Source organism: Streptomyces sp. Root1310 (genome assembly GCF_001426425.1).
Taxonomy (GTDB): Bacteria; Actinomycetota; Actinomycetes; order Streptomycetales; family Streptomycetaceae; genus Streptomyces.
The window spans coordinates 988,138-1,003,388 of sequence record NZ_LMEQ01000001.1 but is presented as its reverse complement, the minus strand read 5'-3'; the positions used below and the strand labels follow the sequence as shown (position 1 = coordinate 1,003,388).

The following is a 15,251-nucleotide window of genomic DNA, read 5'->3' as shown; positions in this document are numbered from 1 at the left end:
TTCGGCCCTGAACGGGCCCGGTCCGCGATCGCCGGACGGCTGGATCTGCCGGCACGTGACGGCATGTGCCGAGGGGAAGGGTCGATTCGGACTTGTTCGGAGGACGTGACAACATGCCGTCATGTCCTCCGCACTGACCGATCTCTTCCCGTATCCGATCGTGCAGGCCCCCATGGCGGGCGGTGTCTCCCTCCCGCGGCTCGCGGCCGCCGTGTGCGAGGCCGGCGGCCTCGGATTCCTGGCCGCCGGGTACAAGACGGCCGACGGCGTGTACCAGGAGATCAAGCAGCTGCGGAGCCTCACCACCCGTCCCTTCGGCGTGAACCTCTTCATGCCGCAGCCCGAGTACGCGGAGACGGGTGCCGTCGAGGTCTACGCCCACCAGCTGGCCGGTGAGGCCGCCTGGTACGAGACCGAGCTGGGCGACCCGGAGAGCGGCCGCGACGACGGCTACGACGCCAAGCTCGCGGTGCTGCTGGACAACCCGGTGGCGGTGGTCTCGTTCCACTTCGGCGTCCCGAGCGCCGAGGTGCTGGACTCCCTGCGGCGCGCGGGAACCTTCACCCTGGTCACGGCGACCACCGCCGCGGAGGCCCGCGCGGTGGAGCGGGCCGGTGCGGACGCGGTGATCGTGCAGGGTGTGGAGGCCGGCGGCCACCAGGGCACCCACAAGGACAACCCGGAGAACGACCGCTCCGGCATCGGGCTGCTCGCGCTGATCGCGCAGGTCCGCGAGTCGGTGAACCTGCCGATCGTCGCCGCGGGCGGGCTCATGCGCGGCAGCCAGATCGCCGCGGCCCTCGCGGCCGGTGCGAACGCGGCCCAGCTGGGGACCGCGTTCCTCGTCACGCCCGAGTCCGGCGCGCACGCCGTGCACAAGCAGGCGCTGACCAACCCCCTCTTCGTACGCACCGAGCTGACCCGCGCCTTCTCCGGCCGCCCGGCCCGCGGCCTGGTCAACCGCTTCCTGCGCGAGCACGGCCCGTACGCACCCGCCGCCTACCCGGAGGTCCACCACCTCACCTCGCCGCTGCGCAAGGCGGCCGCCAAGGCGGGCGACGCGCAGGGCATGGCGCTGTGGGCGGGACAGGGCCACCGGCTGGCCCGCGAGCTGCCCGCCGGGCAGCTGGTGGAGGTCCTGGTGTCCGAGATCGCCGAGGCGCGGACAGCGTTGTCGGACTTCCAGGCCCGTGAGGGCGGTGCCTCGTGACGGCGCCCGTCTTCGTCGTCGGCGAACTCCCGGCCTCCCGGTCCGAGTTCGTACTGGAGGGTCCCGAGGGGCGGCACGCCGTCTCCGTGAAGCGGCTGCGGACCGGTGAGGAGGTCGTCCTCACCGACGGCGCCGGGCGCTGGGCGCCGGGCGAGGTCGTCGCCGCCGAGGGCAAGGACCGGCTCGTGGTGAGCCTGGGGGAGGTCGTCGAGGAGCCCGCCGAGGCGCCCCGGATCACCGTCGTCCAGGCGCTGCCGAAGGGCGACCGGGGCGAGCTGGCCGTCGAGACGATGACCGAGACCGGCGTCGACGCGATCGTGCCGTGGGCGGCCGCGCGCTGCATCACCCAGTGGAAGGGCGAGCGCGGCGCGAAGGCCCTCGCCAAGTGGCGGGCCACCGCCCGCGAGGCCGGCAAGCAGTCCCGTCGGGTCCGCTTCCCCGAGGTCGCCGACGTGTCGACGTCCCGGCAGGTGGCGGAGGTGCTCGCCCGCGCCGACTTCGCCGCCGTCCTGCACGAGGACCGTGACTACGGCAGCGAGCCCCTGGCGACCGCCGCACTGCCCGCCACGGGCGAGATCGTGCTCGTCGTGGGCCCCGAAGGGGGCGTCTCGCCGGACGAGTTGGCGCTCTTCGCGGAGGCGGGCGCGAAGGCTTACCGGCTCGGGCGGAGCGTCCTGCGCACCTCGACCGCCGGCACGGCGGCCGCGTCCCTGATCCTCGGCAGGACCGGTCGCTGGTCCTGACCCCGCCCGTCCTCCGGGAGGACATTGTGGAATTCGTCCAGGTAAGGCTGCTGGTCACCGACTTCGCCGCCTGCTACCGCTTCTACGCCGACGTCCTCGGCCTGAAGCCGCAGTCGGGGGCGGAGCGGGGGCCGTACGAGAAGTTCTCGCCCGCCACCGGCTCGGCGGGGATAGCCATCCAGGACCGGAAGATGATGGCGGAGGTGCTGGGCGAGCTGGGCGGCACGGCGAACGGTCACCGCTCCCTGGTGGCCCTGCGCGTCGACGACCTGGACGCCCTGTGCGAGCGGATCACCGCCCGCGGCGCCGTCCTGATCCACGGCCCCGCCCCGATGTCCGACCGGATGCGCGTGGCCCACCTCAAGGACCCGGAGGGCAATCTGGTGGAGCTTCAGGAGTGGCTGCTGCTGCGCGGCTGAGTGCCACCGCGGTGAACAGCTCCCACCCGTCCAACTCGCCGTCCAGGGGCAGCAGTTCCCGCTTGACCGCCTCGTCGACGAAGGCGCGCACCACACCGGGTTCGTTGAGGTTGAGGTGATGGTGCCGGTCGCCCACCCCGCCGCTGTGCCCGTAGGCGACGCTGCCCACGTAACGCCCTTCACCGTCCCGGAAGACGAGGTGGGTGCGCACGCCGTCCCGGTGGAGGGTGAGGACCTCCTGACACGGCTCTCCGTCCCCGTGCCGGTGGCGGACCGTCCATACGTAGGCGGTCGTGTCGTCCACGACGAGGGTTCTCCGGCGGCGCTGATCGCTCATGCGTCCACGGTAGGAGCCGCGCGGAACGTGACCGCATACGGGCTACCGCACCGACCGCCCGAGTGGCACGCTGCCGTCCATGGGGGCGTTGAGGCGCATTTGGCTTCTCCCGGCGGTGGCCGTGGTGGCGGTGGGCGCCGTGGCGTGCGAGCCGGGCGGGCTGAGCAGCATGTCCGTGGCGTACACCACCGACGAGGCCGCGACGGCCGAGATCCAGCGGCGGGACGTGGACGTGCGCTGGCTGACCTGCACGGCTCGGTACGAGGACCAGGAGAAGGCGGGGACCGTCGCCTCCGTGGACTGTCGGGGGAAGACCGCCGACGGGCGGGACATCACGGTCGAGGGGCAGGTCGCGCGGGCGGTCGACGGGGCCTGTGTGCGCGGGGATCTCACCGCCGTCGTCGGGAAGAAGCAGCTGTTCCGGGTGAGCGGGCTCGGCGACTGCGAGTCCGCGACACCGTCACCCGTCGCGCCGTCCGGTTCCGACCGGCCCGGCGGGCGGCCGACGGTCACCGTGACCGTCACGGTCACCGAGACCGTGAGCGGAGGCGGAGGCGGAGGCGGGGGCGGGGGCGGCGGAAGGAAGTGATCGAAACCCCTGACCTGCGATCCCACCGGTGCATACAGTGATTCGGTGACACAGCCCTCGACGCCTGCCGCATACCTCCGACACCCCCATCTGCACGGCGAGTCGGTGGCCTTCGCCGCCGAGGACGACGTGTGGCTGGCCCCCCTCGACGGCGGCCGCGCCTGGCGGGTCAGCGCCGACAACGTGCCGGTCACCCTGCCGCGGATCTCGCCCGACGGCACCACCGTGGCCTGGACCTCGACCCGCGACGGCGCCCCCGAGGTGCACATCGCCCCCGTCGACGGCGGCCCGTCGACCCGGCTGACGTACTGGGGGAGCTGGCAGACCCGGGTGCGGGGCTGGACCCCGGACGGCCGGGTCCTCGCCGTCAGCAGCCACGACCAGGCGACCCTGCGCCGCAGCTGGGCCCGCGCCGTCCCGGTCGACGGCGGACCGGCGACGACCCTGCCGTACGGGCCGGTCGGCACGGTCGCGTACGGCCCGCACACCGTCGTGGTGTCCGCGTCGATGGGGCGCGAGGCCGCCCACTGGAAGCGCTACCGGGGCGGCACGGCGGGCAGGTTGTGGATCGACCGGGAGGGCGACGGGGAGTTCGTCCGGCTGCACGAGGAGCTGGACGGCAACATCGAGTACCCGGTCTGGGCCGGGGAGCGCCTCGCGTTCCTGTCGGACCATGAAGGCACGGGGGCCCTGTACTCCTCCCTCGCCGACGGATCGGACCTGCGGCGGCACACCCCGCTCGGGGGCTTCTACGCCCGGCACGCCGCCGGTGACGGCACCCGGGTCGTGTACATGTCCGCGGGCGAGCTGTGGCTGCTCGACGACCTCGACGGGGCCGAACCGCGCCGGCTCGAGATCCGTCTCGGCGGGCAGCGCACCGACCGCCGCCCGTATCCCGTGGCCGCCTCCCGCTGGCTGGGCGGGGCCGCGCCCGACCACACCGCGCGGGGCAGCGCCGTGGAGGTGCGCGGCGCCGTCCACTGGGTGACCCACCGCTCAGGACCCGCCCGTGCGCTCGCCGCCGAACCCGGCGTCCGGGCCCGGCTGCCCCGCACCTTCCGCACGGAGGGCGAGGAGTGGGTCGTGTGGGTGACGGACGCCGAGGGCGAGGACGCGCTGGAGTTCGCCCCGGCCACCGGGGCGGCGCCCGGTGCCACTCCGCGCCGGCTCGCCGCCGGACGGCTCGGGCGGGTCCTGGAGCTCGCCATGGCGCCCGACGGCAGCCGGGCCGCCGTCGCCGCGCACGACGGACGGCTGCTGCTCGTCGAGCGGGAGACCGGGGAGGTCCGCGAGGTCGACAGCAGCCCCGACGGCGAGGTGTCCGACCTGGTCTTCTCGCCCGACTCGGCCTGGCTCGCCTGGTCGCACCCCGGGCCGCGCCCGCTCAGCCAGCTCAGGCTCGCCAACGTCACCGACCTGTCGGTCACCGAGGCGACCCCCCTGCGCTTCCGGGACTACGCGCCCGCCTTCACCCTCGACGGCAAGCACCTCGCGTTCCTCTCCGCGCGCGCCTTCGACCCGGTCTACGACGAGCACGTCTTCGACCTCTCCTTCGTGGCCGGGGCCCGCCCGCACCTCATCACGCTCGCGGCGACGACCCCGTCCCCCTTCGGCCCGCAGCGGCACGGCAGGCCCTTCGAGGCCCCCGACGAGGACGAGACACCCGACAGCGAGGGCACCCCGACCACCCGTATCGACCTCGAAGGCCTCGCCGACCGGATAGTCCCCTTCCCCGTCGAGGCCGGCCGGTACTCCGGGCTCGCCGCGGCGAAGGACGGCGTGCTGTGGCTGCGGCACCCCGTGCGCGGCGTCCTCGGCGCCTCCCGCGCCACCCCGGACGACCCCGACCCGCACACCGAGCTGGAGCGCTACGACCTCGCCCAGCAGCGCATCGAGCACCTCGCCGCCGACGCCGACGGCTTCGAGGTCAGCGGCGACGGCAAGCGGCTGCTGCTGTGGACCGACGGCAAGCTCAAGGTCGTCCCGAGCGACCGGCGCGCCTCCGGGGACGAGGACAGCGACAGCAACATCACCGTCGACCTCGGCCGGATCCGCCGCACCGTCGACCCGGCCGCCGAGTGGCGGCAGATGTACGACGAGACCGGCCGGATCATGCGGGACAACTTCTGGCGCCCCGACCTGGGCGGCGTCGACTGGGACGGTGTCCTGGACCGCTACCGGCCCGTGCTGGAACGGGTCGCCACCCACGACGACCTCGTCGACCTGCTGTGGGAGGTGCACGGCGAACTCGGCACCTCGCACGCCTACGTCACGCCGCGCGGCGGCCACGGCGGCGGTGCCCGGCAGGGCCTGCTGGGCGCCGACATCTCCCGTCACGAGGACGGCAGCTGGCGCATCGACCGGGTCCTGCCCTCGGAGACCTCCGACCCCGACGCGCGCTCCCCGCTCGCCGCGCCCGGTGTCGCGGTGCGGGCCGGTGACGCCGTCGTCGCCGTCGGCGGACAGCCGGTGGACCCGGTCGCCGGGCCCGGACCGCTGCTCGTCGGCACCGCGGGCAAGGTCGTCGAGCTGACGATCTCGCCGTCCGGCGGGGGCGAGCCGAGGCATGCCGTCGTCGTCCCCGTCGCGGACGAGGAGGCGCTGCGCTACCACGCGTGGGTCTCGGACCGGCGGGCGTACGTGCACGAGGCCTCCGGCGGGCGGCTGGGGTATCTGCACGTGCCCGACATGCAGGCGCCCGGGTGGGCCCAGATCCACCGCGACCTGCGGGTGGAGGTGGCGCGGGAGGGGCTGATCGTGGACGTCCGGGAGAACCGGGGCGGGCACACCTCGCAGCTGGTCGTCGAGAAGCTCGCCCGGCGCATCGTCGGCTGGGACCTGCCGCGAGGGATGCGGGCGTCCAGCTATCCGGAGGACGCGCCCCGGGGGCCCGTCGTCGCCGTCGCCAACGAGTTCTCCGGGTCCGACGGGGACATCGTCAACGCGGCGATCAAGGCGCTCGGGATCGGTCCGGTGGTGGGCACGCGCACCTGGGGCGGGACGATCGGGATCGACAGCCGGTACCGGTTGGTCGACGGGACGCTCGTCACCCAGCCCAAGTACGCGTTCTGGCTGGAGGGGTACGAGTGGGGCGTGGAGAACCACGGCGTCGACCCGGACGTCGAGGTGGTCTGTGCTCCTCAGGACTACGCGGCCGGGCGGGACGTCCAGCTGGACGAGGCGGTCTCGCTGGCGCTGGCCGCTCTGCGGGAAACCCCCGCGAAGACGCCGCCGCTGCTGCCCGGGTCATAGCCCACCCGGCGTCCTGCTGACCGACTCCGGGGGGTGCCGCCGCCGGGCCCCCGCCCCGGCCCGAACGGCCTCGCCCTCAAGTGCCGGACGGGCTGGAACGACGCGCCCCCCGCTACCATGCCCCCGTACTGATCAACCGTCTGAGGAGGAACCCGCATGGCAGGGGAACCGCAGGACGACTGTCTGTTCTGCAAGATCGTCGCGGGGAACATCCCGGCGACGATCGTGCGGGAGACCGAGACGACCATCGCCTTCCGGGACATCAACCCGCAGGCGCCCACCCACGTCCTGGTGATCCCGAAGGCGCACTACCGGGACGCCGCCGCGCTGGCCGCCGGCGCGCCGGAGCTCGCCGCCGACGTGCTGCGCGAGACGCAGGCGGTCGCGGACGAGGACAAGCTGGAGAGCTACCGCGTCGTCTTCAACACCGGTGCCGGCGCCGGTCAGACGGTCTGGCACGCCCACGCGCACGTCGTCGGCGGCCGGGGCCTGCACTGGCCTCCCGGATAGGCCGCCGTGTCCGTACGTGAACTGGTGGTGCTCGGCACCGCCAGCCAGGTCCCCACCCGGCATCGCAACCACAACGGCTACCTGCTGCGCTGGGACGGCGAGGGTGTCCTCTTCGATCCGGGCGAGGGCACCCAGCGGCAGATGCTGCGGGCCGGGGTCGCCGCGCACGACCTCAACCGGATCTGCGTCACGCACTTCCACGGCGACCACTCCCTCGGTCTCGCCGGCGTCATCCAGCGCATCAACCTGGACCAGGTCCCGCACCCGGTCACCGCGCACTATCCGCGCTCCGGGCAGCGCTTCTTCGACCGGCTGCGCTACTCCACCGCCTACCGCGAGACCGTCGGCATCACCGAGGCCCCGGTGGACGCGGACGGCGTGCTGGACACCACCGCGTCCTACCGTCTGGAAGCCGCCCGGCTCTCCCACCCCGTCGAGTCCTACGGCTACCGGGTGGTCGAGCCCGACGGCCGCCGTATGCTGCCCGAGCGGCTGGCCGCGCACGGCATCAAGGGACCGGACGTGGGCCGGATCCAGCGGGAGGGCGCGATCGGCGGGGTGTCGCTGGACGAGGTCAGCGAGGTGCGGACCGGACAGCGGTTCGCGTTCATCATGGACACCCGGCTGTGCGAGGGCGTGCATACGCTCGCCGACGGCGCCGACCTGCTCGTCATCGAGTCGACCTTCCTCGACGAGGACGAGCGACTCGCCGTCGACCACGGTCATCTGACCGCCGGTCAGGCCGCCCGGGTGGCCCGTGACGCCGGGGTGCGGCATCTCGTCCTCACCCACTTCAGCCAGCGCTACGCGGAGCCCGAGGAATTCGAGCGGCAGGCGCGGGCGGCCGGGTTCGAGGGCGAGCTGACCGTGGCGCACGACCTGCTGCGAGTGCCGGTTCCGAAACGGCGGTAAAACGGTCGTACGATTCTTTGATGCCCCTCCCCAAAGCTGAACTGCACCTGCACATCGAAGGAACCCTGGAGCCCGAGCTCGCTTTCGAGCTGGCCGCCCGCAACGGGGTCGCACTGCCGTACGCCGACACGGACGAGCTCCGCAAGGCGTATCAGTTCGAGGACCTCCAGTCCTTCCTGAACCTGTACTACGAGCTCATGGCGGTCCTGCGCACCGAGCGCGACTTCGAGGACCTCGCGAACGCCTACCTCGCGCGGGCCGCCGCGCAGGGCGTGCGGCACGCGGAGATCTTCTTCGACCCGCAGGCCCACCTCGCCCGCGGGGTGGGCATGGCCACGGTCGTGGACGGGCTGTGGCGCGCGCTGGGCGGCAGTGAGGCCGAGCACGGCATCTCGACCCGGCTGATCCTGTGCTTCCTGCGCGACGAGTCCGCCGAGTCGGCGCTGGAGACCCTGGAGGCGGCGCGGCCGCACCTCGACCGGATCACCGGGGTGGGCCTGGACTCCGCCGAGGTCGGGCATCCGCCGGTGAAGTTCCGCGAGGTGTACGAGGCGGCGGCCGCTCTCGGACTGCGGCGCGTCGCGCACGCCGGTGAGGAGGGGCCGCCGGAGTACATCACCGAGGCCCTGGACGTGCTCGGCGTGGAGCGGGTCGACCACGGGCTCCGGTGCATGGAGGACCCGGCCCTCGTCGAGCGGCTGGTGCGGGGGCGGATCCCGCTGACGCTGTGCCCGCTGTCGAACGTGCGGCTGCGCACCGTCGACGTCCTCGCCGACCACCCGCTGCCCGCCATGCTCGACGCCGGGCTGCTGTGCACGGTCAACTCCGACGACCCGGCCTACTTCGGCGGGTACGCCGGCGACAACTTCGACGCCGTGGGCGCCGCCCTGGGCCTGGGCGAGGAGCGGCTGCGCGAACTGGCCCGCAACTCCTTCGTCGCCTCCTTCCTGGAGGACGACGAGGAGCGGCGGGCGCGGTATCTCGCGGAGGTAGACGCCTACACGTTCTAGCGTCCGTCTAGAACGGATCCCGCCGGGGCGGGAACGACGCGAGACCGACCGCCGCCTGCCGCTCACCGCGGCCGGCTGGTACGTCCACCCGGCGGGCCAGGACGGCGTGCGCCGGGCAGCGGGCGACGTCAGGCTCTGGGCGGCCTCAGCCACCGGACCCCGGCGCGGCGCCCGCCGGCCGGGGTCCGGCCGTGCCGTACGCGTCGCGGACCGGTACCGCCGAGCCCTCCACCGGGAACTCCACCACCTGAGGCTCCGGAGCGCCGCCCCGCCGCCGCACCGCGCCCGCGACCCGCGGGCCGCCCGTGCGCAGGGCGACGGCGGTCATCGGCACCGCGACGACGAGCAGCCCGGCCCCCAGCAGCAGGCCCATCACCGGGAACCCGGCCCACGCCGACAGCACGCTCCCGGTCAGCGGTCCGGCCGCCGTCCCCAGCGAGCCCGCCGAGCCGACGAGCACCGCCCAGCGGCCGCGCGGGTCGAGCGAGGCGGCCAGTCCGATCAGGTACGACAGCACGATCGGGTAGAGCGTGTTCCAGGCGATCTCGCCGGCCGCGAAGCTCACCGGCCCGGTCGCGGAGGCGCTGGCGACGACACAGCCGGCGATCAGGACGGTCCCGGCGCCGATGGGCACCGCCCGCCCGAGCCGCGTCCCGAGCGCGCCCGCGCCCAGCACACCCGTGAGCCCGGCCCCCAGCGCCACCGCGAAGACGACACCGACGCCGGCCTCGGTGAGGTGCGCCTGGGTCAGGCCGATGCGTCCGCTGACGCCCCAGAGCGAGTTCTGGACCAGCGACCAGCAGGGCATGGCGGCGGCCAGGACGAGTCCGGCCCGCAGCCGGGGCAGCCCCGGCCGGTCCTCGCGGCGGGTCCGGACGGGGGCCGTCCGGCCGGGCAGACGCCCTGTCAGCGGCCAGACGGCGAGCGCGGTGAGGGCGATCGCGGCCAGTGGCTGACCGTGCCCCGCGCCCAGGTGCGGCACCGTCAGATAGACGGCGCCCGCGAGCGCGGAGACCCCGAGCAGGCCCGCCGTGGAGACGCGGTGCGGGTCGGGATGGGCGGCGATCCGGGTGGCGGCGACCGTGGTGACCGTGCCGGAGCCGAAGCCGCCGAGGACCGCGCCCGCGATGACGGCGCTCACCTCACCGGCGAGGGCGGCACCGCCGTAGCCGAGCACGGCGAGGGTCAGTCCGAGCCGGGCGAGGGTCCGGGCCCCGATCCGCTCCACGCGGGAGGCGAGCAGGAACCCGGCGGCGGCCGAGCCGAGCAGCAGCGCACTGCCGACGGCTCCGGCCTCGGTGGCGGACAGCGGCAGCCCGGTGTCCAGTCGGCCGACCACGGTCGGCAGCAGATAGGGGGCGAGGTACCCGGCCGTGAACAGGGCGACGACAGGCCAGGGCAGGGTGGTGCGAGGGGCGAACACGGGCGTTCCAGGGCATGCGAAAGGGACGGCTCGGAAGGGGCCGGAGGAGGGGTGGGGCGCCGACCGTCGACGGACAGGAACGCGCGGGCAATTTGTATCAAGCACGCGGTGGGAGATGAAGGGCAGGGTGGGTGATGTGGATCACCATGCGTTTGGGGCGGCGAGGACCGGGTAACAGCGGTCGCTAACGCCAGTCGGGGGCGCCGCCGGAACCCGGTGCCGTGGCCTCGATCTTCGCCCTGATCTCCCGCATCACCGCGACGATCCGCTCCTCGTGCTCCGGCGTCAGCCGGGCCACCGGCACCGAGCAGCTGACCGCGTCCTGCGCGGGGGTGTCGTAGCGCAGCGCGAACCCGAACCCGACGATGCCGAGGACGCCCTCCTCGCGGTCCACGGAGTACCCGCGCGCCCGCACCCCGGCGAGGTCGTCGAGCAGTGCCCGGCGGCTCGTGCGGGTGTGCGGGGTGAACGCCTCGTACGGCCCCTCGGGCAGCTCGCCGTCAGGCCGCTGGGCGAGCAGCGCCTTGCCGAGCGCGCCGACGTGCGCCGGGAGCCGCCGCCCGACCCGGCTGATCGTGCGCAGGTACTCGTGCGACTCGCGCGTCGCCAGATACGCCACGCCCCGGCCGTCCAGCCGGCCCAGGTGGATGGTCTCGCCCAGCGCCTCGGACGCCTCGTCGAGATAGGGCCGCACCAGTCGCACGCGCGGGTCGGAGTCGAGATAGCTGGTACCGGTCAGCAGGGCGTGGATGCCGATGCCGTAGAGGGAGCCGGTCACGTCCGTGCGGACCCAGCCCCGGCTGATCAGGGTCTGGAGCAGCGCGTACATCGAGCTGCGCGGTACCCCCAGTTCGTCCGCCAGCTCCTGGAGCCGCGCCGGCCGGTCGCCGCGCGCCGCGAGCAGTTCCAGCAGCTCGACCGTGCGCGCCGCGGACTTCACCTCGCGGACGCCGCCTGTCTCCGACATGTGCCGATCGTAAGGGTGTGCGGGTCGGGGAGCGCACACCCATTGACGGTCGGTGTTCGCGTATCTAATCTCCATCTTCATACGTAGATGACGTCCACATAGGGAGATGACGAGGGTGAGCCCCGACAGGGAAACGGTCCGACGCCTGCGGGACGGCATGGCACAGGGGGTGCTGTCGTTCCCGCTCACGAGCTTCCACGACGACGGCTCCCTCGACCCCAACGGCTTCCGCGCGCATGTCGCGGACCGGATCGCGACCGCGCCCGGCGCCGTCTTTCCCGCCTGCGGCACCGGAGAGTTCTTCTCCCTCGACGAGGACGAGTACCGCCGGGTGGTCACGATCGCCGTCGAGGAGGCGGGCGGCCGCCTGCCCGTCGTCGCCGGGGTCGGCTACGGCTGGGCCCAGGCCGCCCGGTTCGCGCGCATCGCGGAGGAGGCCGGCGCCGACGCCCTCCTCGTCCTGCCGCACTACCTCGTCGCCGCCCCGCAGGACGGCCTCGTCGCCCAGCTGGAGCAGCTCGCCGCCCGCACCCGGCTGCCCCTCATCGCCTACCAGCGCGGCCAGGTCGCCTTCACCGCCGCCTCGCTGCGGCGCGTCGCCGCCATCCCGGGCGTCATCGGCCTCAAGGACGGCCACAGCGACCTCGACCGCCTCCAGCGGCTCACCCTCGCCGCCCCCGACGGCTTCCTCTTCTTCAACGGCGCCGCCACCGCCGAGATCCAGGCCCGCGCCTACGCCACCGTGGGCGTCCCCGCCTACTCCTCCGCCGTCCACGCCTTCGCCCCGGAGATCGCCGACGCCTTCTTCACCGCGCTGCGCGACGGCGACGACAAGGCGGTGGACCGGCTGCTGCGCGACTTCTACGTCCCGCTCGTCGAACTCCGCGACCGGGTCCCCGGGTACGCCGTGTCCCTGGTGAAGGCGGCGGCCCGGCTGCGCGGCCGCCCCGTCGGACCCGTCCGCGCCCCGCTCACCGACCCCTCGCCCACCGACCTCGCCGACCTCCGGGCCCTCCTGAGCAACGGCCTCGACCTCGTAGGAGCCGCGCTGTGAACCTCACGATCACCGACGTCCGCCTGACCCCGATCCTGGTCGCCGACCCGCCGCTGCTCAACACCCAGGGCGTGCACCAGCCGTACACGCCCCGGCTGATCGTGGAGGTCGAGACGGCGGACGGGGTCACCGGCGTCGGCGAGACGTACGGCGACACCAAGTACCTGGAACTGGCCCGCCCGTTCGCCGAGAAGCTGCACGGCCGCCCGGTGAGCGACCTGAACGGCCTGTTCACCGTGGCCGACGAGGTGGCCGTCGACAGCTCCCGGATCTCCGGGCAGGTGGACGTCGGCGGGCTGCGCGGCGTCCAGACCGCCGACAAGCTGCGGCTGTCCGTCGTCTCCGCCTTCGAGGTCGCCTGCCTCGACGCCCTCGGCAAGGCGCTCGGCCTGCCCGTGCACGCACTGCTCGGCGGCAAGGTGCGCGACGCCGTCGAATACAGCGCCTACCTCTTCTACAAGTGGGCCGACCACCCCGAGGGCGTTCCCGCGGAGAAGGACGACTGGGGCGCCGCCGTCGACCCGGCCGGGGTGGTCGAGCAGGCCCGGCGCTTCAAGGAGCGCTACGGCTTCACCTCCTTCAAGCTCAAGGGCGGCGTCTTCCCGCCGGACGAGGAGATCGCCGCCGTACGGGCGCTGGCCGAGGCGTTCCCCGGCCATCCCCTGCGCCTGGACCCCAACGGCGCCTGGTCCGTCGCTACCTCCCTCAGGGTGGCCGACGAGATCGGCGGCATCCTCGAATACCTGGAGGACCCGGCCCTCGGCACCCCGGCCATGGCCGAGGTGGCCGCGAAGACCGACGTGCCGCTCGCCACGAACATGTGCGTGACGACGTTCGCCGAGATCAAGGAGGCGTTCACCCGCGACGCCGTCCAGGTCGTCCTCTCCGACCACCACTACTGGGGCGGACTGCGCAACACGCGGCAACTCGCGGAGATCTGCCGGACGTTCGGCGTCGGCATCTCCATGCACTCCAACACCCACCTGGGCATCTCGCTGGCCGCCATGACCCACGTGGCGTCCACCGTGCCGAACCTCCGCCACGCCTGCGACTCCCACTACCCCTGGCAGTCGGAGGACGTCCTCACCGAACGCCTCACCTTCGACGACGGCAAGGTCACCGTGTCGGACGCGCCCGGCCTCGGCGTCGAGCTCGACCGGGACAAGCTCCGGTTCCTGCACCGGCGCTGGCTCGACGACGACGGCGCCCTGCGCGAGCGCGACGACGCGGCGGCCATGCGCCTGGCCGACCCCGACTGGGTCACCCCGGCCGTCCCCCGCTGGTGACTCTGGCCGTCCCCTGCCGGTGACTCCCCGCCGGTGTCCCCGCACCGGCAACTCCCCTTCCCCTGCCCACGATCGGAGCCGCTCGTGTCAGCAGCAGTCCCCGAAACCCACTCCCCGGCCGTCCGGTCCGCCATCCACAAGATCTTCCGCAGAGTGGTCCCGCTGTTCTTCGTGATGTTCGTCGCGAACTACATGGACCGCGTCAACCTGGGCTTCGCACAGGACGAACTCCGCGCCGACGTGGGCCTGTCCGCCGCGGCCTTCGGACTCGGCGCCGGCGTCTTCTTCATCGCCTACGCCCTCTTCGAAGTGCCCTCCAACATGCTGATGGAGCGCTTCGGCGCCAAGGTCTGGCTCACCCGGATCATGATCAGCTGGGGTGTCGTCGCCACCGCGATGGCGTTCGTCGACAGCGCGGGCATGTTCTACGCCCTGCGCTTCCTCCTCGGCGTCGCGGAGGCCGGGTTCTTCCCGGCCGTCATCTACTACTTCTCCCGCTGGCTGCCCGACTCCCACCGCGGCCGCGCCACCTCGATCTTCCTCATGGGCTCGGGGACGGCGACCGTCATCGTGGGACCGATCTCGGGCGCGCTGCTGGAGATGCACGGCGTCTGGGGCCACTCCGGCTGGCAGTGGATGTTCTTCATCGAAGGCGTCTTCTCCGTCGTCCTCGGCTTCGTCGTCTACCGCTTCCTCGACTCCGGTGTGGAGGAGGCGACCTGGCTGACCCGGGAGGAGAAGGCGGGGCTCGTCGAGGTGATCGCAGCGGAGCAGGAGGCGCGCGGCACCGCGCACGCCCGCGTCTCCCGCTGGAAGCTCCTCGCCGACCCCCAGATCCTGCTCTTCCTGTGGATCTACTTCGCGATCAACGTCGCCCTGTACGCGGTCACCTTCTGGCTGCCGTCGATCGTGGACGACATCGGCGGACTGAGCGCCTTCCAGGTCGGCTTGCTGACCTCGGTGCCGTGGCTGTGCGCGATCGTGGCGGTCTACGTCAGCGGCCGGATCTCGGACCGGATCGGCAAACGGCGCCCCATCCTGGTCGGGCTGCTGCTGCTCGGCGGCTGCGGCACGCTCCTCGCCGTCTTCGTGTCGCCGTGGGCGGGCCTCGGCGCGCTGTGCCTGGCGGCGATGGGCTTCAAGCCGGCCTCGCCGATCTTCTGGACCATCCCGCAGAGCTATCTCGACGCCCGCGCCGCCGCCCCCGGCATCGCGCTGGTCAACTCCATCGGCAACCTGGGCGGCTTCGTCGCCCCGACCGCCTTCGGCGTCATCGAGGACACGACGGGATCGACGAAGGGCGGACTGGTGGGCCTGACGGTCGTCGGCTTCCTGGCCGCGCTCAGCGTGCTGCTGGTGCGGGGCGGCGGCCGCAACGACCGCGTCCGCACCCGCCCGGCCAAGTCCCCGGCCGCCCAGGCGCCCCCGGCCTCCGAGGCGAGCCCGGGCGCCGCCCGCGCGATGCCCCCGGCCCAGGGCCCGGCCACGGCCTGACGGAACGGCGCCGGGGGGCGGCCACGGATCCGTGGGCGACGGGGC

Annotated in this window: 14 protein-coding genes; 11 read left to right on the top strand and 3 right to left on the bottom strand. The window is 73.5% G+C overall.

Translation table 11 applies throughout. The features are described 5' to 3' along the window. The first annotated feature begins 121 nt into the window (after nt 1-121). From ASD48_RS04530 to ASD48_RS04520, 3 genes are read left to right on the top strand one after another with little or no spacing between them, the layout of a single operon-like run. A complete protein-coding gene (locus tag ASD48_RS04530) occupies nt 122-1,210 on the top strand; it encodes a nitronate monooxygenase (protein ID WP_057600022.1) in 1,089 nt (362 codons plus the stop codon). Next, on the top strand, nt 1,207-1,953 hold the full coding sequence (locus ASD48_RS04525; RefSeq protein ID WP_057600021.1) for a 16S rRNA (uracil(1498)-N(3))-methyltransferase: 747 nt from the start codon (nt 1,207-1,209) through the stop codon (nt 1,951-1,953). Before ASD48_RS04530 ends, ASD48_RS04525 begins: the two co-directional genes overlap by 4 nt. Nucleotides 1,954-1,979: 26 nt before the next feature. Beyond that, entirely contained in the window at nt 1,980-2,372 is a 393-nt protein-coding gene (locus ASD48_RS04520; protein WP_057600020.1) for a VOC family protein, read from the top strand. On the opposite strand, the gene ASD48_RS04515 is transcribed toward ASD48_RS04520, so the two are convergent. Further along, on the bottom strand, nt 2,314-2,709 hold the full coding sequence (locus tag ASD48_RS04515) for a hypothetical protein (protein WP_079073602.1): 396 nt from the start codon (nt 2,707-2,709) through the stop codon (nt 2,314-2,316). The genes ASD48_RS04520 and ASD48_RS04515 overlap by 59 nt on opposite strands. Nucleotides 2,710-2,788: 79 nt before the next feature. Here ASD48_RS04515 and ASD48_RS04510 point away from each other — a divergent pair, with 79 nt between their 5' ends. The 5 genes from ASD48_RS04510 to ASD48_RS04490 all read left to right on the top strand — a co-directional run bounded on the left by ASD48_RS04510 (nt 2,789) and on the right by ASD48_RS04490 (nt 8,982). Then, nucleotides 2,789-3,298 carry a hypothetical protein gene (locus ASD48_RS04510; protein ID WP_057600018.1) on the top strand — a complete coding sequence of 170 codons (510 nt, stop codon included), beginning with the start codon at nt 2,789-2,791 and terminating at the stop codon, nt 3,296-3,298. 45 nt (nt 3,299-3,343) lie between these two features. Then, nucleotides 3,344-6,550: a S41 family peptidase gene (locus tag ASD48_RS04505; protein ID WP_079073600.1), complete on the top strand. Its 3,207-nt coding sequence runs from the start codon at nt 3,344-3,346 to the stop codon at nt 6,548-6,550. A gap of 156 nt (nt 6,551-6,706) precedes the next feature. Continuing rightward, entirely contained in the window at nt 6,707-7,060 is a 354-nt protein-coding gene (locus ASD48_RS04500) for a histidine triad nucleotide-binding protein (protein WP_054244874.1), read from the top strand. A 6-nt stretch (nt 7,061-7,066) separates the two neighbouring features. Continuing rightward, on the top strand, nt 7,067-7,972 hold the full coding sequence (locus ASD48_RS04495) for a ribonuclease Z (protein ID WP_057600016.1): 906 nt from the start codon (nt 7,067-7,069) through the stop codon (nt 7,970-7,972). 20 nt (nt 7,973-7,992) lie between these two features. Next, nucleotides 7,993-8,982 (top strand): adenosine deaminase, encoded by a 990-nt coding sequence (locus ASD48_RS04490; RefSeq protein ID WP_057600015.1) that lies wholly within the window; start codon nt 7,993-7,995, stop codon nt 8,980-8,982. A 145-nt stretch (nt 8,983-9,127) separates the two neighbouring features. Here ASD48_RS04490 and ASD48_RS04485 read toward each other — a convergent pair whose 3' ends face one another. Both ASD48_RS04485 and ASD48_RS04480 read right to left on the bottom strand, forming a co-directional pair. After that, a complete protein-coding gene (locus ASD48_RS04485) occupies nt 9,128-10,405 on the bottom strand; it encodes an MFS transporter (RefSeq protein WP_057600014.1) in 1,278 nt (425 codons plus the stop codon). A 184-nt stretch (nt 10,406-10,589) separates the two neighbouring features. Further along, entirely contained in the window at nt 10,590-11,372 is a 783-nt protein-coding gene (locus ASD48_RS04480; protein ID WP_057600013.1) for an IclR family transcriptional regulator, read from the bottom strand. Between the two features lie 106 nt (nt 11,373-11,478). Here ASD48_RS04480 and ASD48_RS04475 point away from each other — a divergent pair, with 106 nt between their 5' ends. From ASD48_RS04475 to ASD48_RS04465, 3 genes are all read left to right on the top strand, one after another. Continuing rightward, on the top strand, nt 11,479-12,426 hold the full coding sequence (locus tag ASD48_RS04475) for a 5-dehydro-4-deoxyglucarate dehydratase (protein ID WP_199875635.1): 948 nt from the start codon (nt 11,479-11,481) through the stop codon (nt 12,424-12,426). Next, the gene (locus ASD48_RS04470) at nt 12,423-13,712 is read left to right on the top strand and encodes a glucarate dehydratase family protein (protein WP_057600011.1); all 1,290 of its coding nucleotides are present in this window, start codon (nt 12,423-12,425) and stop codon (nt 13,710-13,712) included. Before ASD48_RS04475 ends, ASD48_RS04470 begins: the two co-directional genes overlap by 4 nt. A gap of 84 nt (nt 13,713-13,796) precedes the next feature. Next, nucleotides 13,797-15,206 (top strand): MFS transporter, encoded by a 1,410-nt coding sequence (locus ASD48_RS04465; RefSeq protein ID WP_057600010.1) that lies wholly within the window; start codon nt 13,797-13,799, stop codon nt 15,204-15,206. Nucleotides 15,207-15,251 lie beyond the last annotated feature (45 nt).

Excerpts from the sequence above, each read along its gene's own strand:
- ASD48_RS04510 (WP_057600018.1), top strand. The coding sequence starts at position 2,789 with ATGGGGGCGTTGAGGCGCATTTGGCTTCTCCCGGCGGTGGCCGTGGTG.
- ASD48_RS04480 (WP_057600013.1), bottom strand. The coding sequence starts at position 11,372 with ATGTCGGAGACAGGCGGCGTCCGCGAGGTGAAGTCCGCGGCGCGCACG.
- ASD48_RS04475 (WP_199875635.1), top strand. The coding sequence starts at position 11,479 with ATGACGAGGGTGAGCCCCGACAGGGAAACGGTCCGACGCCTGCGGGAC.
- ASD48_RS04500 (WP_054244874.1), top strand. The coding sequence starts at position 6,707 with ATGGCAGGGGAACCGCAGGACGACTGTCTGTTCTGCAAGATCGTCGCG.
- ASD48_RS04490 (WP_057600015.1), top strand. The coding sequence starts at position 7,993 with ATGCCCCTCCCCAAAGCTGAACTGCACCTGCACATCGAAGGAACCCTG.
- ASD48_RS04530 (WP_057600022.1), top strand. The coding sequence starts at position 122 with ATGTCCTCCGCACTGACCGATCTCTTCCCGTATCCGATCGTGCAGGCC.
- ASD48_RS04515 (WP_079073602.1), bottom strand. The coding sequence starts at position 2,709 with ATGAGCGATCAGCGCCGCCGGAGAACCCTCGTCGTGGACGACACGACC.